The 22,187-nt window shown below is 37.2% G+C and carries 20 protein-coding genes; 18 read left to right on the top strand and 2 right to left on the bottom strand.

Features of this window, described 5'->3' with window-relative positions; genetic code table 11:
- Positions 1-47 precede the first annotated feature (47 nt).
- The gene (locus CDO33_RS17740) at positions 48-647 is read right to left on the bottom strand and encodes a class I SAM-dependent methyltransferase (protein ID WP_103082559.1); all 600 of its coding nucleotides are present in this window, start codon (positions 645-647) and stop codon (positions 48-50) included.
- 190 nt (positions 648-837) lie between these two features.
- Here CDO33_RS17740 and CDO33_RS17735 point away from each other — a divergent pair, with 190 nt between their 5' ends.
- From CDO33_RS17735 to CDO33_RS17655, 17 genes are all read left to right on the top strand, one after another.
- Positions 838-1,692, top strand: a complete 855-nt coding sequence (locus CDO33_RS17735; RefSeq protein WP_103082560.1) for an energy-coupling factor transporter ATPase — start codon at positions 838-840, stop codon at positions 1,690-1,692.
- Entirely contained in the window at positions 1,685-2,482 is a 798-nt protein-coding gene (locus tag CDO33_RS17730; protein ID WP_103082561.1) for an energy-coupling factor transporter transmembrane component T family protein, read from the top strand. Before CDO33_RS17735 ends, CDO33_RS17730 begins: the two co-directional genes overlap by 8 nt.
- Positions 2,483-2,579: 97 nt before the next feature.
- Entirely contained in the window at positions 2,580-3,527 is a 948-nt protein-coding gene (locus tag CDO33_RS17725) for an ROK family protein (RefSeq protein WP_103082562.1), read from the top strand.
- 314 nt (positions 3,528-3,841) lie between these two features.
- On the top strand, positions 3,842-4,609 hold the full coding sequence (gene truA / locus CDO33_RS17720) for a tRNA pseudouridine(38-40) synthase TruA (RefSeq protein WP_103082563.1): 768 nt from the start codon (positions 3,842-3,844) through the stop codon (positions 4,607-4,609).
- A gap of 427 nt (positions 4,610-5,036) precedes the next feature.
- Entirely contained in the window at positions 5,037-5,471 is a 435-nt protein-coding gene (gene rplM / locus CDO33_RS17715) for a 50S ribosomal protein L13 (RefSeq protein WP_103082564.1), read from the top strand.
- 25 nt (positions 5,472-5,496) lie between these two features.
- Positions 5,497-5,889, top strand: coding sequence for a 30S ribosomal protein S9 (gene rpsI, locus CDO33_RS17710; RefSeq protein ID WP_103082567.1), 393 nt, complete (start codon positions 5,497-5,499; stop codon positions 5,887-5,889).
- 646 nt (positions 5,890-6,535) lie between these two features.
- The gene (locus CDO33_RS17705; protein WP_103082565.1) at positions 6,536-7,348 is read left to right on the top strand and encodes a TnsA endonuclease C-terminal domain-containing protein; all 813 of its coding nucleotides are present in this window, start codon (positions 6,536-6,538) and stop codon (positions 7,346-7,348) included.
- A gap of 149 nt (positions 7,349-7,497) precedes the next feature.
- Positions 7,498-8,064: a DUF6431 domain-containing protein gene (locus CDO33_RS17700; RefSeq protein WP_103083291.1), complete on the top strand. Its 567-nt coding sequence runs from the start codon at positions 7,498-7,500 to the stop codon at positions 8,062-8,064.
- Positions 8,065-8,142: 78 nt separating this feature from the next.
- The gene (locus CDO33_RS17695) at positions 8,143-9,477 is read left to right on the top strand and encodes a DDE-type integrase/transposase/recombinase (protein WP_103083290.1); all 1,335 of its coding nucleotides are present in this window, start codon (positions 8,143-8,145) and stop codon (positions 9,475-9,477) included.
- The gene (locus CDO33_RS17690) at positions 9,470-10,273 is read left to right on the top strand and encodes an ExeA family protein (protein WP_103083289.1); all 804 of its coding nucleotides are present in this window, start codon (positions 9,470-9,472) and stop codon (positions 10,271-10,273) included. Before CDO33_RS17695 ends, CDO33_RS17690 begins: the two co-directional genes overlap by 8 nt.
- 119 nt (positions 10,274-10,392) lie before the next feature.
- Complete coding sequence (locus CDO33_RS17685) at positions 10,393-12,456, top strand: Mu transposase C-terminal domain-containing protein (protein ID WP_242973953.1); 2,064 nt, start codon at positions 10,393-10,395, stop codon at positions 12,454-12,456.
- A complete protein-coding gene (locus CDO33_RS17680) occupies positions 12,437-13,819 on the top strand; it encodes an ATP-binding protein (RefSeq protein ID WP_242973952.1) in 1,383 nt (460 codons plus the stop codon). The genes CDO33_RS17685 and CDO33_RS17680 overlap by 20 nt, the downstream gene beginning before the upstream one ends.
- Positions 13,816-15,093 (top strand): TnsD family Tn7-like transposition protein, encoded by a 1,278-nt coding sequence (locus CDO33_RS17675; protein ID WP_103082729.1) that lies wholly within the window; start codon positions 13,816-13,818, stop codon positions 15,091-15,093. The genes CDO33_RS17680 and CDO33_RS17675 overlap by 4 nt, the downstream gene beginning before the upstream one ends.
- 390 nt (positions 15,094-15,483) lie before the next feature.
- Complete coding sequence (locus tag CDO33_RS17670) at positions 15,484-16,359, top strand: helix-turn-helix domain-containing protein (RefSeq protein ID WP_103082728.1); 876 nt, start codon at positions 15,484-15,486, stop codon at positions 16,357-16,359.
- 142 nt (positions 16,360-16,501) lie between these two features.
- The gene (locus CDO33_RS17665; RefSeq protein ID WP_031517644.1) at positions 16,502-16,939 is read left to right on the top strand and encodes a hypothetical protein; all 438 of its coding nucleotides are present in this window, start codon (positions 16,502-16,504) and stop codon (positions 16,937-16,939) included.
- Between the two features lie 93 nt (positions 16,940-17,032).
- On the top strand, positions 17,033-17,239 hold the full coding sequence (locus CDO33_RS17660; protein WP_103082727.1) for a hypothetical protein: 207 nt from the start codon (positions 17,033-17,035) through the stop codon (positions 17,237-17,239).
- Between the two features lie 142 nt (positions 17,240-17,381).
- The gene (locus CDO33_RS17655) at positions 17,382-20,030 is read left to right on the top strand and encodes a hypothetical protein (RefSeq protein ID WP_103082726.1); all 2,649 of its coding nucleotides are present in this window, start codon (positions 17,382-17,384) and stop codon (positions 20,028-20,030) included.
- 48 nt (positions 20,031-20,078) lie between these two features.
- On the opposite strand, the gene CDO33_RS17650 is transcribed toward CDO33_RS17655, so the two are convergent.
- Positions 20,079-20,750 (bottom strand): hypothetical protein, encoded by a 672-nt coding sequence (locus tag CDO33_RS17650; RefSeq protein WP_103082725.1) that lies wholly within the window; start codon positions 20,748-20,750, stop codon positions 20,079-20,081.
- A gap of 514 nt (positions 20,751-21,264) precedes the next feature.
- On the opposite strand from CDO33_RS17650, the gene CDO33_RS17645 reads away from it, so the two are divergent.
- On the top strand, positions 21,265-22,182 hold the full coding sequence (locus tag CDO33_RS17645) for a ParM/StbA family protein (RefSeq protein ID WP_103082724.1): 918 nt from the start codon (positions 21,265-21,267) through the stop codon (positions 22,180-22,182).
- The last annotated feature ends 5 nt before the right edge of the window (positions 22,183-22,187 follow it).

The raw sequence follows: 22,187 nt of genomic DNA, 5'->3' as shown, positions 1-22,187 counted from the left end.
AACGTGGGTTCCAGCCCATTGTACCGACAAGACGGCAGTGCTCCTTGTCATTCGGTTCTGGACGAACGGTAAACTCTTATACCGCCGCTTTTGACCACATCCTGGACATTGCCGTACCGGTCTGACATAATGTTCCTGAGGGTGGAGCCACCCTTGTTGTGAAAAGCGACAAGCCACAGGGAACCGCCTGGCCTCAAATGCTCATAGGATTGGTGGATCAGTTCGGTGTTCAGCTTTTTACCGGCGGCAATCGGTGGATTGGAAACTATATCATCAAAAGCTGCCTGAGGTAAGTTGCTAAAAAGATCGCTTTTTACCAGTTCAACCTCCAAATTGTTTTCCCGGGCATTCAAGGCTGCGTATTCAATAGCTCTGGAGTTTATATCACTTAATAAAACCTTTTGATCCGGAAACAGAGCTTTAATAAAAAGCCCTATGGCTCCATAGCCACATCCTAGGTCAAGCACATCCGTACCTGATGGTGAAAATGCTTTTATCAGGAGCTGGGAAGCCTTATCCACCTTTTCGGAGAAGGCGAATACACCGCTTACTGATTTAAAGTGCAGTGTTTTGTCCTTTATGCTGAATGAAAACTGCTTCTCTATTAATTTTGATGAAGGATTTTCCGTATAATAATGCTCGCTCATATCTCGCTCCTCTTGCAGTAATAATTATTTACCTGTTGCTGTATTTTACTGGTTATTTTAATATTGCTTTATATCTCATCTACTTGTATTATGATTTCATTATTATATAATTATAATGTTCTGTCCAGAGGTTTTGGTGGAAATAACCTTAAGGGAAAAGTAATTATTTGAATAATTTATGGAGGAATTAATGTCCATAGTAATAGATAATTTAAGCTATATATATATGAAAGGCACTCCTTATGAAAAGGTTGCTCTTTCCGGTATCAACCTTAAAATAGAATCAGGAGAATTTGTCGGTATTATAGGACACACCGGATCCGGCAAGTCTACCCTCATACAGCATTTGAATGGTTTATTGAAGCCTTCGTCAGGAAGTGTCCGAATAAACGGCATTGATACGCGGAATAAGGACCTCAAGGAATTAAGGCGGATTGTGGGAATAGTTTTCCAATACCCGGAGCATCAGCTGTTTGAGGAGACGGTGTTTAAGGATGTAGCTTTTGGCTTGCTGAAATATGGCATGTCGGAAGAGGAAGTGGATAGACAGGTCAAGGCTGCGATTAAAAATGTCGGACTGGATGAGAGTGTGCTGGACAAGTCTCCTTTTGAACTGTCCGGTGGGCAAAAGAGACGTGTGGCCATTGCCGGAGTCCTGGTCATGAACCCCAAAATACTCATTCTGGACGAACCTACTGCAGGACTGGACCCGGCGGGAAGGGACGAAATATTTTCTATTATCCGTCGGATGCATAGAGAACTTGGGATTACGATTATATTGGTTTCCCACAGCATGGAGGATATTGCCGAAATAGCGGACAGGGTAATTGTTATGAATAATGGAACCATAGAGATGGACGGAAGCCCGGAAGAAATATTTAGCGACCCGTGGAGGCTTGAAGAGATAGGACTTTCAGCGCCGCAAATAACATATCTCATGAAAAAGCTGAAAACTTTCATACCAGGAATAAATGACAAAATATATACTATAGAGGAAGCCAAAAAAGAAATTTCAAAGTATCTGGGGAGACTGAAAAATGATTAAGGATATTACCATAGGACAATATATACCCGGAGAGTCATATTTGCATAAAGCTGACCCAAGGACAAAAATCTTGCTGACGGTGTTTTTAATGGTGATATTGTTGCTTATTAACACTTATGCTGGCTTTGGGCTTTTTGTCCTGTTTACTCTTGCTGTTATTGTGTCCTCCGGAATACCTATACGATATACACTGAAGGGCTTGAAACCCGTGATGTTCATAATTATTTTTACTGCTTTGATAAACCTGTTTTCAGGGCGTGGGACTCCTATTTTCCAGTTTGGTTTCCTGAAGATCACTCATGAAGGTGTGGATATGACCATTAAAATGACCTTGAGGCTGTCGCTCCTCATAATGACGGCATCCCTTCTGACGTTGACCACCACTCCCATTCTGCTGACGGATGGCATAGAGAAGCTTATGAACCCTTTTAAGCGTTTTGGAGTTCCTTCCCATGAAATAGCGATGATGATGACTATTGCCCTGAGGTTTATACCCACCCTCCTGGAGGAGACGGATAAGATAATGAAAGCCCAGGCCGCAAGGGGAGCGGATTTTGACACAGGAAATCTGATACAGAGAGCCAAGAGTTTCATACCGGTATTGGTGCCTTTGTTTGTAAGCGCCTTTAGAAGAGCCGATGAGCTGGCCAATGCCATGGAAGCTCGATGCTACAGAGGAAGCGAAGGACGGACGCGCATGAAACAGCTGCAGCTGACGGGAAGAGATTACGGAATAAGCGCTGTCACACTCATATTTTCGGCAGCAGTGTTATATCTGCAGTACATGTAGTTTGCGAATAACTATTTATTTTGCCTGTAATTTATGATAATATACAGATATAATTTCAGCGGTGAAACCAAAAAATTAGTATTTTGGGAGGTATTTTATGTATTATATAGGAATTGATCTTGGAGGAACCAATATCGCTGTCGGCTTGGTGGATGAAGAAGGCAAAATCATCAAAAAAGACAGCACTCCAACCAGAACGGAAAGGGAGTATCCCGAAATAGTCAAAGATATGGCTATGCTGTCCCTGAAGGTCATCAAGGACGCCGGAGTGGATTTGAAAGACGTAAAATCAATAGGTATCGGAAGCCCTGGAACTCCGGATGAGAAAAACGGCATCCTGGTATATGCCAACAACCTCAGATTTTACAATGTGCCGTTAAGGGCGGAAATGCAGAAGTATATTGACCTTCCGGTATATATTGGAAACGATGCAAACGTAGCTGCATTGGCAGAAAGCGTGGCCGGTGCCGCAAAAGGATTGCAGAACTCTGTTACCATCACTCTCGGTACCGGAGTGGGCGGCGGCGTAGTTATCAACGGAAAAGTTTACAGCGGATTTAACTCTGCAGCTTCTGAACCGGGACACATGACCATAGTAGTAGATGGTGAGCAGTGCACCTGCGGAAGGAAAGGATGCTGGGAAGCTTATGCATCGGCAACAGCACTTATCCGTGAGACCCGCAAAGCTGCAAAGGAGCATCCGGAATCACTGGTTAACAAACTGGTAGACGGTGATCTCTCAAAGATTGATGCGAAAACAGCTTTTGATGCTTCTCGTCAGGGAGATAAGATTGGGCAGCAGCTTGTCGACCAATATATTAAATATCTGGCAGAAGGCCTGGCTAATATGGTTAACTTGTTCATGCCTGAAGTAATTGTTATCGGCGGCGGAGTCTGCAAAGAAGGCGAATACCTCCTGGCACCGTTGAGAAAGATGGTAAGGGAAAGAGTTTATACTCAGGAAATACCCCTTCCCGATATAAAAGTAGCCCAGATGGGCAATGATGCGGGCATAGTTGGTGCTGCCATGCTTGGTAAGGACTAAGAGCCAAAAGGCATCATAGGTGGGGCAATTCCACCGTTTATAGAATGGATGAATGGGCGGGATAATCCCGCCTTTTTGTTGTACATACTAGATGTATGAATGCAGAATTCAAAAAGGATATGAAAACAGAATAGTAATGCAGGGTAAGACTTATAAGGACGATATTTACCAAATCGGCCGGATTTGGGGCCGGTTTTGCATAACCGCATTACTTTACACAGTTTCAATCAGCTGAATTCAAACCAGTAATTTTTCGTATTACTTTGTAACAGCACTACTAGCACAATGAATTAAGTCACAGGGGTGTCAGACGCGTGCGCAATATTAAGCTGACAATAGAATATGACGGAACGAACTATCATGGATGGCAGAGTCAGACAAACGCAGTTACAGTGCAGGATGTAGTTAAAAGAGCCATAGAAAGTTTAACGGGGGAAGACTGCGACCTGGTGGGGAGCAGCAGAACCGATGTGGGAGTGCATGCTTTGGGGCAGGTAGCGAATTTTCACACCAATTCGGGGATTCCCGGGGAAAAATTTGCTTACGCATTAAACAACCTGCTGCCCGAGGATATTGTCATCAGAGAATCAGAAGATGTCAGCCCGGACTTTCATGCGAGGTTTTCCAGCAAGGGTAAAAAGTATAGGTATTTGATATACAACTCCCGTAAACCTTCAGCTCTTCTCAGAAATCGTGCTGCCTTGGTTCATCTGCCCCTGGATATTGAGGCTATGCAAAAAGCTCTGCCTTACTTTTTGGGAAGGCATGATTTTTCAGCTTTCAGAGCTTCCGGAAGCGATACTAAAACGTCGGAAAGGACCATCACCGGAATTTCCATTTCGGAAAACAGCAATGCTCTGCCCGGGCCATGCAGTAAGGATTCAAAGCTTATTGAGCTGGAGGTGTCCGGAGACGGATTTCTATATAATATGGTCAGGATTATTGCAGGCACATTAATATATGTGGGAAACGGAAAAATAAAATACGATGACATACCTGCCATTATAGAGAGCCGCGACAGGAGGAGGGCAGGTCAAACCGCTCCCGCCCATGGTCTGTATCTGGTGGAAGTGTACTTCTGACGAAGAAGGGTGGTGCTGCATGGGCATTATGGTTTACCTCCACCGGATGGAAAAAATGAAGCTTGCTTGAGCTTATCTCTATTTAAAAACGTAATACCCAATAAAGACTGCAAAATCCATGACTTTGTCTTGATTTTGGTTCTAAAAAAATGGTATGGCGGACGATTATACGTGAGATATTGATATAATATGGTTAAAATAGAGAGAAAGCAGGAGATAAATTAAGTTCTTTGCAAAATATCCTTGACATGTTATCTATGTCTATATTAAAATGTTAAGGTGTCGAAAGTTTGGTTCAATTCATTTACTACCTTATGGGAATTGTTTAAATATGTAGGTTTACACTGTAAAGTAGTAGCACTGAACTGAAGGTATTAAATTTTTATAAATATTCACTATCAGTAGTTTTGAGGAGGTTAGAGATTCCATGAAAACTTTCATGGCGAAAGCCGAAGAAGTTCAGAGAAAGTGGTATGTTGTCGATGCAGAAGGCAAACCATTGGGAAGACTGGCAAGTGAAGTTGCCAAAATATTGAGAGGAAAACATAAGCCCAATTATACACCGCATGTTGATACCGGTGATCATGTAATTATTATCAATGCTGAAAAGATAGTTTTGACAGGTAAGAAGCTTGATAAGAAATTATACAGGTATCATACCGGTTATCCGGGAGGTCTTAAAGAAATACCTTATCGCCATTTCCTGGCAAAGAGACCGGAGAAGGTGTTGGAAGTTGCAATCAAAGGTATGCTCCCCAAGAACAGCCTGGGAAGGGCAATGTTCAGGAAGCTTAAGGTATACGCAGGCGGAGAGCATAAGCATCAGGCACAAAAACCAGAAGTGCTTGAACTCAACATATGATTTGTGAAGGGAGGAAAGAATGATCATGGCGAAGGTGCAATATTACGGAACTGGTAGAAGGAAAAAATCTGTAGCGAGAGTAAGACTTGTTCCCGGAGATGGGAATATTATCATAAATGATAGAAGCTTGGACGATTATTTTGGGCTCAATACCCTTAAAGTTATAGTAAAACAGCCTTTGGTGCTGACAGGTACTGAAAGCAAATTCGATGTAATATGCAAGGTTGTAGGCGGAGGCTTTACCGGTCAGGCCGGTGCTATAAGGCACGGTATATCAAGGGCTCTGCTCAAGGCTGACGAAGAGTTCAGACCTACGTTGAAGAAAGCCGGTTTTCTTACTAGAGACCCAAGAATGAAGGAAAGAAAGAAATACGGTCTCAAAAAAGCGAGAAGGGCACCTCAGTTCTCCAAGAGGTAATTCTTTTGTTTATTTACACTCGAGTTTGTTCAAACTTACAAAGTTTGTTTGCGAGTTTACAAAACCGTCATAGGTATAAAAACCTTTGGCGGTTTTTTTGTGTTCAAAAATAGATATAGAAATAAATAAAAATATGCTAAACGGACGCAGTTGTAATCCCTCGTAAGCCTGTATAATTCGTATGTGTAGGTGGTTTCGATATTTCCTCCCGTAGGTTATACCCTGCGTATGAATACTCATTACCTTCCACGAGCAAACTTTGTCATTCTTCACTGCTCACGAGCAAACTCGCTTGTAATTTTCTCATTTTTTATATCTTTTTTTATATTTTTTAAGGTAATAAAACCCGAGAGCAAACTTTGTCTCTCAAAGTAACTTATGGGCGAGAAGCATTGCAACAACTACATTTCATCACGAGCAAACTTTGTAACTACGTGAGCAAACTTATTTGTAACTACACATAGTAATAAATAAAAAATGAAATAAAAATAAGGGTAAATCTCAGAAAAAAATTTCAAATAAACAAACGCCAATATTCAGCCGTTTAATAAGTTTTCTATATAAAATAAAGCATTATCCCTGTTGAAAATCCCAGTATACTACGTTAACATCACATCCAAGAAGTGTGAAAGAAAGGAAGGTTTATATGGCCAAAAGAGATACTTCTTGGACTATGGCAAAGTATAAAAGATTCCTGTCTGAAAACCGTGGTGCAGGGGAATTAGCCTCCTATAAGCCCTGGTTATCTATACAAGACTTCCCGTCAAAAGGCAGGGTTTCACGTATAAAAGGCTGGAAGACAAACAGAATACATCATTTCTTTTCAGATATTCAAACCAGATGTTTCTACATGTTTGAATGGGATGATGAAATAGTAGATATTAGAGAACATTATCCACTTTTAGATTTAGTAGAGGTGGTAAAAGACAATAAAGACCTTAAACAAGAGTTTTTTATTAATAGAGAGCCTCCATATATACTAACAACTACATTTCTACTAACTTTACGAAATCACAAATATATTGCAAGGACAGTAAAATCATCGAGTGAGTTAGGGAAAAAGTCCGTGTTGGAAAGACTGGAAATAGAAAGAAGATATTGGGCAGCAAAACAAATTGATTTTGGCATAATTACCCAAAAAGAAATACCTACTAAAATGGTAAAAAACATAGAGTGGATACACTCAAGTTTGTATACCTATGAAGAAAGAGGCTTAACAGAAAATTCATTAGAGAATTATTGCAACATTCTAATTGATAAATTTAGAGATAATAAACATTCAATCAGAAAAATAACTTCTGACTTTGATAAAGAAAATAATGTATCAGATGGAACAGGCTTATTCATTTTTAAATACCTTCTAGCATCTAAACATATTTACATTGATATGAATGAATTAATAGATATAACAGAAAGTCGTCCTAAAATTATTATTGATTGGTGTTTCTGCCCCGGATAAATGTCCCGGAGTTGCTCAAGTTGCGTGACCGTTTGCACGTATGCTAATATCTTCCTGGAAGAAAAAAAGGAGGATATGATAAGAGCTTTGAATATATATGTTAAGTGTTCCAGCACCTAACCCTCAAAGCCCTTTAACACATTTGTAATATGATAATAGCATATCTGGGGCGGAATGTTAAGGAGTATCGCAGAAATTGTTTAAAATTTTTGGAAAGGCTGGAGTTGATATGCCCGAAATGCGGCGGGAAAACAACCTTTCATGACAGATATGCACGTCATGTGCATATGGGCGAGGAAATTGAATGGATTAACATATTCCGTGTAATCTGTAGCAAGTGTGGGAAGACACATGCAATCATACCGGATTTCATCAGGCCGTATAAGCATTACTCGGCTTGTGATAGCGAGCTGGTCCTTCGGGACCAGGAGGACGGTATACCTCTTGAGGAGATTGAGACTGCCGCCAGCATATCCACATTAAGGCGGTGGGTAGAAGAATTCAGGCAACGGGGGCGGCAAGCTGCAGGAGCATTAAGAGCTATACTGTACAGGTATTATGGCAAGTTTGTCAATGAGCTGGAGATGATAGAAACAAAGGTATTCCACATGATTGAGCGGCTGCTTGGGTTACTGCCGCAGATAGAAAGCAGCCATCTTGCCATAGGTGAAACGAATATGTGGCTAACAAATCATCTGGCAGGAGTATTTGTATAGAAAATTCCCACATAGTTTGCGTAGCTGTCCGGAGTTCCCTTCTGATAGGCTTTAGGAAAAAGCACAGGAGGGATCGAAATGATAAACAATGAAGTATTGGAAAAAGCATTAAAGAAACATGAGATCATATCGCCGCTATTGCAGCCGGATCTGGATGAGGCGGAAAAGCGGAGAATACGGCAGGAGATACTTGAGAGGGAAGGAATTTCGGAAAGGACACTTCGGAGGTATCTTGCAGCGTACCGGGAGAATGGTTACGAAGGGCTATTACCAAAGATACGAAAAGATACAGGGCAACAAAGAGCGATATCTCAGGAAATATTAGATCGGGCAATCGAAATAAAACAGGAACTGCCGGAGAGAAGTGTCAGGAGGATCATAAAGATCCTTGAAGGCGAAGGGATTGTCAAAAAAGGAAGTGTCTCCAGAAGCACCTTGTCCAGGCATCTTTTGAAGATGGGCTTTGGTGCAAAAGACTTCAGAAATGTTCGTATAGAAGGAACGACAGCCCGCCGGTTCGTCAAAAACGGAAGGAACACATTGTGGCAGGCAGATATCAAATACGGTCCGTACATACCGACTGCCGACGGCGGTAAGAAACGGACATACATGGTGGCATTTATTGACGATGCGACGAGGCTGGTGTGTCATGCAGAATTTTACGACAATCAGAGGCTTCCGATATTGGAAGACAGTTTTCGCAAGGCAATATTGAAATACGGCAAGCCGGAGGCAGTATACGTTGACAATGGCAAGGTATTTATCTCGAAATGGTTCAGAGTAGCATGTGCAAAGCTGGGAATCCGTCACATGAACACAAAGGCGTATTCTCCGGAGAGCAAAGGCAAGATTGAGAGGTTCAATGCCACAGTTGAAGAGTTTTTCCAGGAGATATCGCTGGAGAAAGCAAAAAGCCTGGAGGAACTTAACCGCAAATTTCGGGTATGGCTGGATGAAGGGTACAACGGGAAGCCTCATAGCAGTTTAAAAGGGGTTTCTCCATCGCAGGCGTATGCAAGTGATCCAAAGAAGGTGCGGTTTGCAACTCCTGAAGAATGCCGGGACGCATTTTTATGGGAAGATACAAGGAAAGTTGACAACACAGGCTGTTTCAAGCTGCAAGGGATAGAATATGAAGCCGGAATCGAATACATAGGCAAAAAAGTGGATGTGCGGTATGATCCTTTTGATATGAGCCTTCTGGAGATATGGTACAATGGTGAGCGCCGAAAGACAGCAACCCCGCTGAAGGTTGGGGAATACTGCTCAAAGGTTGAAAAAACACCAGCAACGAAATCGGCGACTCATTCACGGCTATTAAAAATATATGAGAGCGAGAATGAAAAGAGGCAAAAACGGCAGACCGGAGCATTAACCTTCAGGAGCATGAAGGGCGGTGACAGAAATGTTTGAGCAGTACTACAACTTTCTGCACACGCCGTTCACCCGGGATATACCGGAGAAGCATTTGTATAGCAATCCGGAGCTGGAAGAGGTCTGCAGCAGGCTTGAGTATGCGGCCCGGAACCGGTTGTTTGCAGTGATAACGGGAGATGTTGGTACAGGAAAGACCACAGCCATAAGGAAGTTTGTTGGGGCGCTGGACAGCAACCGGTACAAGGTAATGTACATAAGCGATTCGGCGTTGACACCGAGGAATTTTTACTGGGAAGTATTGAACCAGCTGGGATGTGAAGCGAAATTCTACAGGAGCGATGCAAAACGACAACTAACGAGAGAGATCAGCAACCTGATTGAAATACAGAGACGTATTCCTATAATCATCACAGATGAGGCACACCTACTTTCAAGGGAGATGCTGGAGGAAATCCGGTTTTTACTAAACTTCAGGATGGATTCGTATAACCCAATGAGTTTAATCCTGGTAGGCCAGAGTGAGTTGAAGGACATCCTGAAGAAGCAGATATATGAGGCAATATGCCAGCGAATAGATATCCGATATCATATGATGCCATATGATCGGCAAAGAACCGGTGAATACATAAGAAAGCACCTGGAGTATGCAGGAGAAAGCCGGGAGATATTTACGGATATGGCGGTAGACGAGATATATGAATATTCTCATGGAGTACCGCGAAAAATCAACCGGGCGTGTACAGCTTGCCTTTTACATGGGGCACAGGTACAGAAAAAAATCATAGACGATCATGTGGTAAGGCTTATTGTTGAGGAAGAATTGAACTGGTAGTTAATATGCCCTGTCCGTATACATCTGCGGACAGGGCTAATGAGCAAAACTAGCGGTCAAAAAGAATGAGCAGATTGCGGTCAAAGAGGCCGAACAGCGACATGATTGGGGTGCTAGGTATGCTTCCAATCAATAGTGTAATCTTATACGAAACAAGTCAAGGCAAAATATATTACCGAATACTGTATTACTATAAAGATATCATCTATCTAATTGATATTTATGGTAACTCAATGCCTATTACAGTTTCAGAAACATTTATTCAGAGTGGGCTAAATGATGGCACTATACATGTTTTGGAGAATGAACCATATATGATTATCAAAGATGAAGAGGCTATCCCACCTAAACATAAGGTCATAAGAGATAAGGCATACAATGCCATTAAAGACATTGTTACTATTGAACCTGACATTTACATTGCCGGAGAGAGGGTTAAACTTGTCAGAGAATACGTTTATAATGTGCATGAAGCAACTGTAATGAGATATTTAAAACGGTTTTGGCAGAGAGGTATGCACAAAAACTCTTTACTTCCTGATTATCATAATTGTGGCGGGAAACAAGGAAACAAGGAAAAAAATAATACTTTTGTCATTACACCCGAAACGATAAAGATTTTTAATACAGCACTTAATAGGTTTTATTACAATTCTTCAAGAAAGACTTTAACATTAACCTATGAACTTATGATCAAGGAATACTTTAGTGATAATGGAATAGTAAATGAAGCCATTCCTACATTAAGACAATTCAGGTATTGGTTTAATAAGGAGAGAAACATTAAAAAAGAAGTATCTACCAGGCAAAGTGCAAAGCGATATGAATTACAACATAGGGGGTTAACAGGCTCTTCTACTGAAGAAGCATTTGGACCGGGAGCAATATTTCAAATAGATGCAACAGTAGGAGATGTTTATTTAGTATCCCAATATAATCGAAATTGGATTATAGGAAGGCCCGTTATATATACTGTTATGGATGTATTTTCACGTTGTGTCGTAGGAATTAATATATCTTTGGAAGGTCCAAGTTGGATTGGGGCCAGTATCGCATTAATTAATGCTGCGTCAGATAAAGTATCCTTTTGCAGGAAGTACGGTATAGAGATTGGCAATGATGAGTGGAATTACTGCAGCACCCTGCCTGAAGCAATTATTGCCGATAGAGGAGAATTGGAAGGGGAAAACATAGAGTCATTAATATCAGCATTTGGAATAAAAGTATTAAATACCAGCCCTTACAGAGGTGACATGAAGGGGATTATAGAGAGGTATTTTAATACTATAAACCAACATACCAAGCCTTTCATGCCTGGTGCAATTAAAAGTCAATACCGTGAAAGAGGAGAGCAAGATTACAGACTTTCAGCAACCCTTGATTTAAGGCAGTTTACTCAAATCATAATAAAATGTGTATTGTATCATAATAATCATCACTATTTATCTAACTATACCCGAAGTGAAGATATGATAGCAGACGGTGTAGAACCTATACCCAAGTTAATCTGGGAATGGGGTGTTGCTAATAGAACAGGAAGGTTAAGAACTGTTGATGAAGATTTATTGAAATTAAACCTACTGCCAAAAGATAAAGCAACTGTGACACAGCATGGGATTAAATTTAAAGGGATGCTCTTTGGTTCTAAAACCTCATTAAAAGAACGTTGGTTCGAGAAAGCAAGGAACAATGGATCTTGGAAAGTTGACATATCATATGATCCAAGGGATATGAGTTATATTTATATCAAATATGAAGATGGGAGAAAATTTGATAAGTGTTTTTTATTAGAACACCAGTCAAGATACAAAGAAAAGCCCATTGAAGAAGTAACATATCTAATGGAATATGAAAAAATGCAGGCTAAAGCCTCAAAAAAAGTAGAATTGCAAAATAAAATAGACTTATTAAATGACATAGAAGAAATCATTGAACAGGCAAAAGAAGAGACAAAAAATGAAGTTGAAGAAGGCATAAGCAAAAAGAGACGCATTCAGAATATCAGAGATAATCGCCATTTTGAGAAGCAGCAGGAGAGGAAACAAAATATTATCGAAATAAGACCAGAAGAACCAAATATAGTAGTTGAAGAAAAAGCCTATGGTGATGCCGAGCAAAATTTGGTCGAATTACTATTAAAGGCACAGAAGGAGGGAAAAGATCGTGCTGGATTTGATACATAATGCCCAATACAAAGAGCAGATTATTTCAGAATATAAAGGTAATCCATTTATAGAGGCATTGCCTGAAATCATATCTTCTGAAGAGGTAGTATCAAAGTTAGCAAATTTTCCTCCCTATAATAAAGAAGAAAGACAGTTAGATAATCAATACAGAGCCCATTTAGTGGGACGTCTATATGATGTCTTTCAGCCACTAGCGATACATTTAGATTTAGAAAGTAGAATCAGTAGAGTTATAAGACAGGGTTATGTAGCAAGAAATGTATTGGATAAGTCCTTTGTTTCAAACAATTATCGCAGCACCGCAGGCTCTTTTACTTTACTTGGAGTATCAGGTATGGGGAAAACAACAGTTGTGAACAGAATATTATCCATGTATCCACAAGTAATCGTTCACTCTAAATACAAAGATAGCCCACTTTCACGATATCAGGTAGTATATTTAAGGCTTGAATGCTCTTACGATGGAAGCATTAAAGGACTTTGTCTATCATTTTTTAGTAAGGTTGATGAGATATTAGGGACAGACTATTATTCACGATTTGGTAGTGGTAAACTTTCAGTGGATAATATGCTCGTTGCCATGAGCAATATTGCTAAAAGTATTTCATTAGGGTTATTAGTAATTGATGAGATACAAAATCTTAGCAAGTCTAAGTCTGGAGGAGCCGACAGGATGCTGAATTTTTTTGTTACTCTAGTCAATACTATTGGCTTACCAGTATTATTAATAGGAACTCCTGAGGCTATGGGAGTATTGCAAGGGAAGTTCCGACAGGCAAGAAGGGGTTCAGGGCAAGGGGATTTGGTATTTGAAAGGTTAGATAATGATATTAACTTCAAACTACTTGTAACCGCAATATGGGGCTATCAATGGACGAAAAGGCCTACTGCTCTGACTGATGAATTAATAGAGACCCTATATGATCAATCCCAAGGAATAATTGATATAACAGTGAAACTTTATGCCCTTGCTCAAACAAAGGCAATTTCAAGCGGGATTGAGACAATAACACCTGAATTAATTAAACAAGTGGCTGACGAAAGTTTAAGGCTGGTAAAGCCAATGCTAAATGCATTAAGGACAGGTAATGTAATGGAAATAGTAAAATATCCTGACATATATACTGGAAACATTGATTTAAGTTATGAATTGCCTAATTGGAATAGGTTTGTAATACCTACCACATCCAAGCCACCTACAGTAGAAAATAATGAAAAGCCAGTGAAAGTTAGAACCAAGAAGGTGCCTCCAAGTGCAGAAAATGATATTAGAGTTATGGTGCAGAATAAGGAGGAAGATCTAACTGCTTATGATATATTGAAAAATCATGGGTTAATTAAAGGATTTGAAGTTATATGATGACTTTTTTTCCTACACCGTATCCAGATGAAATACTATATAGTGTTTTTGCCAGATATCATGAAAAAACTCCAAATTTTAATGGAAGTGAAACTGCCAGGGATCTGTTTAATGTAAAGCGTATAGTTTGTAGCCTGGAATTCCCAACATTATTAGCAAATTTAGTCCGAAATATGCCCTTAAACAGTCCTTTTGATGTAGATAGGCTAATACTTGAACATACCTTATTTCCGTATTATACAGTCTTTTTAAGCCTTGAGAACAGGGGAATAATAAGACGGTATATGTTGCATGGGGATGTTGAAATATACAACAAAATAACAGGAATAATAAACCCACTGGCTGAAAATAAATTTCTAAGATTTTGTCCAAAATGCAATAAAGAAGATATGGAAAGATATGGCGAATTATATTGGCATAGGGTTCATCAGATAAGAGGCATCTATATTTGTCCTCACCATAAAATACCTATTTATAATAGCAGTGTATCATTTGAGGACAATAAATATAAATATATAGCAGCAACGGAAAGAAACTGTGTTGTTGAAACTGAGGTTGTGTATGAGCCAAAGACCTATGAAAAATTACTGATTATTGCAGAGGATATGAACTGGATTTTGAATAATCCTGAAATTAAAACAAACATAAAAGAGCAGTATCTAAATCAGTTAAAGATATTAGAGTATACTACAGTGAATGGAGGTCTACGCCAGAAAAATCTTATTACTGATTTTGAAACCTTTTGGGGCAGTGAGATACTTCAGATGACTCACAATACAATTAGGAAGACTAATAACAGTAATTGGCTTTTAAAAATGGGATGGAATAAAGCAACTATCGAAGATCCATTAAAACATATATTATTTATGAGATTTTTAGGTCTATCACCAGAAGTGTTATTTAATCAAAATGTAGGGTACCTACCTTTTGGGAAAGGACCATATCCGTGTTTAAATCCTGTTTGCAAACAGTATAAAAAACATATAATTGAGAATGTAGAAATAAAAAATAATTATAAAACCAAGAGTCCAATAGGATATTTTACCTGTCCGAATTGTGGCTTTTCATATTTGAGACGTGGACCTGATACGAAAAAAGAAGACAAGTATAGATATTCTCGGATTGTGGATTTCGGGGATTATTGGAGAGAGGAATTAATACGGCTATTAAAGTATAACAGCGTGCCAACGGTTGCAAAATTAATGGGGACAAGCCATACTACTGTTTATGATTATCTAAAAAAACAAAGCATACAACAGAAAACTTCCAAGTAAAACAACCAACCCCCTTCATTAACTACCTATGAAGGGGACAAAAAGAAGTTTAGACCATGCTACTATCCATTAGCCAAGAGAAATTTGGGATTTCTCTTGGCCTTTTTTTTACCTTTTATAAAACATTATCTTGGGTATCTATCAACCTCCTTTACTTTTTTAAACTATATTTTCGGTAGACACCTCCCATCACACTATTTAATTTACTAAAATTCAATTAATATGCAAAAACAAAAGAAAATAGATTTACTATAAGTTAATTATAAAGCAACATTTACTAAATGTCAACAATAATAATGAATAAAAGTAAAATAATTGATAAAATAATAATAAAATTAATTGACAATTAGTAAAACTTGTTATATTATATACTCAAGGAGGTGATAGATAATGAGTTTTGACTTAAGTGAATTTATTAGAATAGAGATAGCCAAAAAAAATATAAAAGCAATTGATTTAGCAAATGCACTAAACAAATCACCATCTTATATCAGCAAGATGCTTAAAAACAACATTATTCCAGATTACGAGGACTTAAAAATCATAGCCAAAATACTAGACATAAATTATCCTTTTTTACTCTTCCAAATAGGGATCCTTGATGAATCAGATATAAAACATATAATTGCCTGCAATACTCTTAAGGAATACTTGGGAGAATTACTGAAAGTAAATGATATGGAAGAGGAAAAGGTTAATGCTTTTATTAACTTCCTTGAAACCAATAAGGAAAATTTGAATGATAACTTAACTGACGAACTACTAAATAACGTAAAAGATGCATTAGGGGAGAACTTTATCTATCCAGATTATGCAACCCCTTATACCGAGGATTCCTATTACGGATTAAAAAAAATAAGGAACCTTAGGCTAGCCACTGGGGAATATGTGAGAAGTAAGTTCAGGAAGTTGCCTTTATATACTGCACTAAATAGCGGACCAATAACAGGTAGAGATATGGGATTTGATTTTAGCCTTTTAAAGGAAGAAATAGAACCAGATAGTGAAGTGGTGTGGTTTAAGCCTGATGATAAGGAGTACTGCTACCTTGTTAATCTTGGACAATACAAAGATAAAGATAAAATACTTTTTGAAAGGGGTGATGCAATATACGTCGGTAAATATAATTATCAGGAAAAAACCATGGTCTTAACTGATATTATGAATGCAGTTTCAAGGGAAGAAGATGATACACCTATTGTTCTAACTGATACTAAAAGCATAAGGATTATTGGCAAAGTTTTATTTGAATTTAAAGCAGGATAATTAGGTTAAAAATTGTTTATAAGAAAAAACTGAATACAAAAAATCAAAGCATACTAACAGAGCAAACCTAGTCAAAGGATATTTAATCTTTGGCTTTATTTCCTGTTAGTATTTTTGTTTTTTAAGAAAGGAGAGAAGAAATATGTGTTATTCATTTGATGGAACGATTCTTGAGAGAACGTATGCAAATAATTTTGTAATGCCAATTTATATTGATGAGACAACTATAAAAGGTTTTCACTTTGAGTATGTTGCAGAAATACACATACAAGAAGTTGGATCAACCATGATAAGAACAGAAAACTTTTTAGACTTAATGAGTCTAGTAGAATTTTTTATAAACAAACATTCTAATCTGATATCAGAAGAAGCATTAGAGAAGTTTAAAAGAGATGAAAGGAAAATATTGACTAATGCTATTAACAAAACAAAGGAATTATTTGAAATTGAGATATCCAAGTTAGATGAAGCAGAGAAGTGGTTTATCCACACTTTTCTATTTTATATTCGATATGACACAATTAAAAAAAGATTTTCTGAAAAATATGCGAATCTCCTATATGCAAATCAACAAATATAGCAGATGGTGGAGATTTGCGAGAAGGGAATATGTAAGTCGGAGGGCAAATGGTTATAAAAAGCCCTCCCCAATATAAGAAGGGAGGTGACTTAAATGACAAGAAAAAATGGCCGTAAAGAGCCATGTATGGATGTCTATTTTAGAGATGACTATATCGAAATAAATCCCTATACAGGAGATGAAATGGGAGTTATTAATCCATATACAGGAGAAATGATTTCCTCAAGAAAGATGAGAAGACGTATCAAATACTGCAATCCTTATGGATATGAAACTAAAGGATTTGAACCTTATGAATAAATAAAATCAGGGGCAACAATAAAATCACTAAAAAGACTTAATATAATATAAAAATAGAATCCTAATAAAGCACGTTTAAAACACATACGAAAATACTTAAACACAGCATGCCCCTTTGTTTAATAACAAAGGAGGCATGAAAATGATGATTAAATTATGTTTAGATACTCAAAAGTTTAGTAAGAAGCCGACAGAAGAAGAGATTGCAAAAATAGCAGCACGAATTGGATGTCATGTCAAAGAAATTTCTGTAAAGGATTTTGCCAAAAGCATAATAATACCAAATGGCAAAACTTATTCACCATCGGTTTTTAAGGATGGGCAGAGAAGTATTAAGAACTGGATAAGTCAACAAATATTTGTTGTTGATATTGAAAATGATTCGCTGGAAAATGTGTTAGATACTTGTGAAAGGGTAAATCTATTTCCTTCATTTATATACACGCCCTTTAATTCAGATAGTGGGTTTAAAATGGTTTTCGTTATGGATGAGGTGATTCAGGATATCAGGGTTCGCAACCTAGTAATTAGATCACTGTTGGAAGTTTTTCCACAGTCCAAAACAGAAACAAGGGATCCTTCGAGAATAATATACGGTGGTAGGGAAGTTATTTATGAAAACTTTTCATATGTAGAATCAATACCGAATCTTATATTTGCTGCATGTTCAGTAATTAGAAATAGTACTAATGCATCGAGAAACATGTATAATTTTTGCAGAGATGTTGGTATTGACATGGAGAATGGTTATCCAAAGTTTTTTACGTTTCATGATGAAAAAGATATGCCTGAAATTAATGATAGCAATGTTTATGTATCAATGACTAAAAAGTGTAAGTCTTTTATTAATAATATATATAAAAGTACACTTTTTAGTCATATGGGGTATGTAATCTATTTCTGTTACAATAATACGCAGGATTGTTTTTTTGAAAAGGAAAATGACTTTGCCCCCCGTTTTGATATTAAGAAGGAAAATACTGAGACATATCTTATAAAGGATTACCCCTTTGAAAACCTATATAAAAATTGTCGATTATACCGGGAAGCAATAGATGGCGAGTATTGGTTACACCATAATGAAATGTTTGGCCTCATGTCCAACCTTTTGAAAATAAAAGGTGGAGTAACGAAAGTAGATAAGATTCTAAACAGCCGTGAAGAATATAAGGTGAAAAACTATAGTTGGTGGGTTATGAAGAATCAAATTCTTAAGGGTAAATATGCTCCTTCTAGGTGCGAAAGTTATTGTCCATTTATTAAAGACTGCAAACATGGAATTAATATGATAGAACAAGGAAAATTATTCAAGGGAAGAATTCAAGTAGTTGGTAAAAGAAAAACTAAAAGTATAGAAGAGGCAAGAAAGGAATTATCCAATATTGTTAGTGAAATAATTGCCTCTCCACAAAAGGGGATTTATGTTATAAAGGCACCAGCAGGGTTAGGGAAAACTGAAGAATACATAAATGCAAGTATAGATAATAAATTGACGATAGCAGTACCTACACATAAATTAAAGGATGAGGTAAGCGACAGATTGGCAAAAGCAGGAGTACATCATTATGCTGTCCCCCAACTTCCTGATATTGAACCTGAAAAACGCAATAAGTTAGATAGGCTCTATGATACAGGATCCTTTAAAGGAGCAAATATGTATTTAAGACAATTAGCAAAGGAAAATGAAGTAATAGCAAAATATATTAAGGACTTGAGGCGAGTAAAAAAATCTGAGAACCAAACTATCTTAACTACTCACCAAAGAATTTTTTTTGAAAAGGACTTTAATGATACACTAATAATAGATGAAGATATTGTTCTAAATGGAATGTTCCCAATTTCATCTATGTCAATACAAGACATGGTTATACTTAGCCAACTGGTGTATTTAGATCCGGAATTTTCGCCTTTAAAGAAGTTAACCGATTTTATGTTTGAGTTAATTACCAAAACACCTGAAGGAGTAGTACTAAAAACACCGAATTATTTTATGCTTTGTGCAAAAGAGATTGAAAAATTAGTTGTAAAAAATGACCTTATAACAACAAATATACTGGGGTTTTTAAACTCAAGTCATTTTGTCAAAGTGACAGGGAGAAATGGTAATGAGCAGATACTTTTTATAAACAAAAGAGATTTGCCTGATAAAAAGGTTATTATTTTTAGTGCAACTGCCAATGAAAAGATTTATAAAATGGTTTTCGGTCAAAATATGAAATTTTATGATATTGGGGATGTGGAACACATAGGAGAGATTTGGCAAGTTCCTATAAGGGCCTTTAGTAAATTATCTATTCATAGAAATAAAAAAGAAATGATGGATATTGCAAATGCTTTAATAAATAGATATAACCCCGATAGTAAGGTTATCACTTACAGCGGTTATTTTAATGATATAAGTGAACCAAGCATATCATTTTGGAATAGTGCGGGGCGTGATAATCTAAAAGGACAAAATATCACTGTAATAGGGACTCCCCATATTAACCCCTATAGTTATCTTCTATTTGCAAGTGCTTTGGGTCTTGATGTAAGGCTAAATGAAAGCAAAGTAATGTATCAGCCTGTTTCAAGGGGAAACTATAACTTTTACTTCAATACTTACAGCAGCAATGATTTATTACGGGAAATCCAATTTTATATGATAGAGTCTGAACTTGTCCAAACTGTAGGAAGGGCTAGAACTATAACGGAACCTTGTAAAGTTCTGGTCTTAAGTAATTATCCCGTTCCTGGAGCAGAGTTCATTTCATTAACACAAAGAGAGGTAAAAGAATATATAGGAATATAGTTTAATTATTTGGAATTAATATAGTCCCCAAGGTATCAGGGGACTATATTAGTTATTCAGGGCTTCAGTTTTGCTAAAACATTTTTTTAGTTCTTGTACAAAATCGAAAGTTCGATCCCATAGAGCAAACAACATTTCTTTTGTTTCTTCAGGAACTTCATCAATTTCCATGTCTTTCAACTTAATATAGGTTTTTTCAATCCATAGCCTTTCGTCTTTGATGGAAGATAGATTTTTTCTAGTATTTAAAAGGCTTTCAGGTGAGTTAATCTTTCTGTCACAAGCCTCATTAATGAGATAATTATAGTAAAAAACTGAAGTGAAAAATTTTCCGCTTAGAATAATGGCGTGGAAATACACATCTTCATCATCATTATCATAGAAACCAGAATTAATAAGTTTTGTAACCCATAATATACTGCGAACCAGTTCTTCTTGTTCCCAATAATCGATTTTTAATCGTTTCAAATACCGATGGAAGATTTTTTTCGCCCTTTTATAAGTCTTGTTATAATACTTGATAAACTGTGCCCACTCTTTTTCAGAATGGACAGAGAAGCCTTCACCTGTTTCTATCTGATCTATCAAATCCTGCATAGATGATAATAAGGTAATGCAAGTTTTTAGGATAAAGAAATCATGTGAATCATAATCTTTTTCAGTTAGGTTGCTATTGAGTATAGCATTTTGCAAATCCTCTAAATTCACTGGAAATGCCAAAAACATACCTCCTTTATTTTTTTAGTGTACATCATCCTATCATAGATAATGGAGGATATCAACGATTATATGTAAATATTTGGGGCTCCATTTACCGTTGATGCATGCTATAATATGAGCAACACTCTCCTTTCAAAGTTAATATAGATATTAAACCCCTGCAGATTGTTTTTGTAGTGATGCCTTTGGCAGATAATCCGGAAAACAATGCAGGGGTTTTTACTTTTTGGAAAGAAAAAACCAGATAAAAATTTAGGGAAAAACAAGGAATCCAACATCATTTGTTCAAATATAGCATGACAAATTTTATTTACTCTAGATAGTTAGGGAAAATGCTGCGGGTGTTCTAAACCTGTAATCATTTTTCCTTTTATTTTACGCAAGAAAGGAGGATACAAAGACATTGTAATTACTTAAGGAGGTGACACCTTATTATTAAGAACCCCACAGGAACTAAATGTTATTGCAAGTTCTTGTGGGGAACCATTAATCAAAAAAATAGGAGGGAAAATCTATGGGTTATATTATAGGAATAGACCACGGGAATAAGGCAATAAAGAGCATTGTTAATCAGTATAATTCGGGCTTCACAGTTTCAGGCACCATGCCTATTACAAAAGAAAGACTATTGGAATTTGAAGGCAAGTATTACTCCATTTCGGGTGAAAGGTTTCCTGTAATACTTGATAAGACTGTAAATGACAACTTTTTTATTCTATCATTGCCTGCCATTGCAGAAGTATTAGAGAAGAAGTATCAAGGGGTTAAAAAAGGAGAAATCATTTTAGCATGTGGCTTGCCTATTATGTATTACGGGAAGCAAAAGGATAAATTTAGGGAGTATTTTATAAGGGATGACGTATCATTTACCTTTGGAGAGAAGCAATATGAAGTGTCGATTAAAGATGCATATGTATATCCCCAGGGCTATGCAGCAATAATGCCTCACTTTAACCACTATAAGGATGTATCAAGACTTAATATTGTAGATATTGGTGGGTATACCATTGATGTTTTCACTGTTGAAAAAGGGCTTTTGAACATTAAATCTTGCATTAGTTTAACTACTGGGATTGTAACTCTACTAAATTCAATAAAACAGGATATCCTCTCTTTAGGGATAGAAATACATGAGGAACAGATTGAAGATACAATTCTAGGAGAAAATATCTCATTTTTTCAGAATGAAAATATCAAATCCTTAATTGAAGAGAAAACACAAATATACGTTGAAGAATTATTGGATAAATTGAAAGAGTATGGCTTTGAGATGAAAATAAATCCAACTATATTTGTTGGAGGAGGTTCAATGCTTTTGCAGAAATACATTGAAAACAGTCCTAAAATAGGATACATGGAAGTTTTAGATAGTTTTGCAAATGTAAAAGGCTTTGAACTTTTAGCAAAGCAGGCAGTTAGTAGGGACAGGTGATGTTC

The sequence above is a fragment of the Clostridium thermosuccinogenes genome (genome assembly GCF_002896855.1).
Taxonomy (GTDB): Bacteria; Bacillota; Clostridia; order Acetivibrionales; family DSM-5807; genus Pseudoclostridium; species Pseudoclostridium thermosuccinogenes.
This window is presented reverse-complemented; position numbering and strand designations above follow the sequence as displayed.

Bases quoted from the DNA above. Each gene is read 5' to 3' on its own strand.
- CDO33_RS17695 (WP_103083290.1), top strand. From the start codon at position 8,143: ATGATAAACAATGAAGTATTGGAAAAAGCATTAAAGAAACATGAGATC.
- CDO33_RS17660 (WP_103082727.1), top strand. From the start codon at position 17,033: ATGACAAGAAAAAATGGCCGTAAAGAGCCATGTATGGATGTCTATTTT.
- rpsI (WP_103082567.1), top strand. From the start codon at position 5,497: ATGGCGAAGGTGCAATATTACGGAACTGGTAGAAGGAAAAAATCTGTA.
- rplM (WP_103082564.1), top strand. From the start codon at position 5,037: ATGAAAACTTTCATGGCGAAAGCCGAAGAAGTTCAGAGAAAGTGGTAT.
- CDO33_RS17645 (WP_103082724.1), top strand. From the start codon at position 21,265: ATGGGTTATATTATAGGAATAGACCACGGGAATAAGGCAATAAAGAGC.
- CDO33_RS17725 (WP_103082562.1), top strand. From the start codon at position 2,580: ATGTATTATATAGGAATTGATCTTGGAGGAACCAATATCGCTGTCGGC.
- CDO33_RS17670 (WP_103082728.1), top strand. From the start codon at position 15,484: ATGAGTTTTGACTTAAGTGAATTTATTAGAATAGAGATAGCCAAAAAA.
- CDO33_RS17665 (WP_031517644.1), top strand. From the start codon at position 16,502: ATGTGTTATTCATTTGATGGAACGATTCTTGAGAGAACGTATGCAAAT.
- CDO33_RS17730 (WP_103082561.1), top strand. From the start codon at position 1,685: ATGATTAAGGATATTACCATAGGACAATATATACCCGGAGAGTCATAT.
- CDO33_RS17675 (WP_103082729.1), top strand. From the start codon at position 13,816: ATGATGACTTTTTTTCCTACACCGTATCCAGATGAAATACTATATAGT.
- CDO33_RS17685 (WP_242973953.1), top strand. From the start codon at position 10,393: ATGCTTCCAATCAATAGTGTAATCTTATACGAAACAAGTCAAGGCAAA.
- CDO33_RS17740 (WP_103082559.1), bottom strand. From the start codon at position 647: ATGAGCGAGCATTATTATACGGAAAATCCTTCATCAAAATTAATAGAG.
- CDO33_RS17705 (WP_103082565.1), top strand. From the start codon at position 6,536: ATGGCCAAAAGAGATACTTCTTGGACTATGGCAAAGTATAAAAGATTC.
- CDO33_RS17700 (WP_103083291.1), top strand. From the start codon at position 7,498: ATGATAATAGCATATCTGGGGCGGAATGTTAAGGAGTATCGCAGAAAT.
- CDO33_RS17690 (WP_103083289.1), top strand. From the start codon at position 9,470: ATGTTTGAGCAGTACTACAACTTTCTGCACACGCCGTTCACCCGGGAT.
- CDO33_RS17735 (WP_103082560.1), top strand. From the start codon at position 838: ATGTCCATAGTAATAGATAATTTAAGCTATATATATATGAAAGGCACT.
- CDO33_RS17655 (WP_103082726.1), top strand. From the start codon at position 17,382: ATGATGATTAAATTATGTTTAGATACTCAAAAGTTTAGTAAGAAGCCG.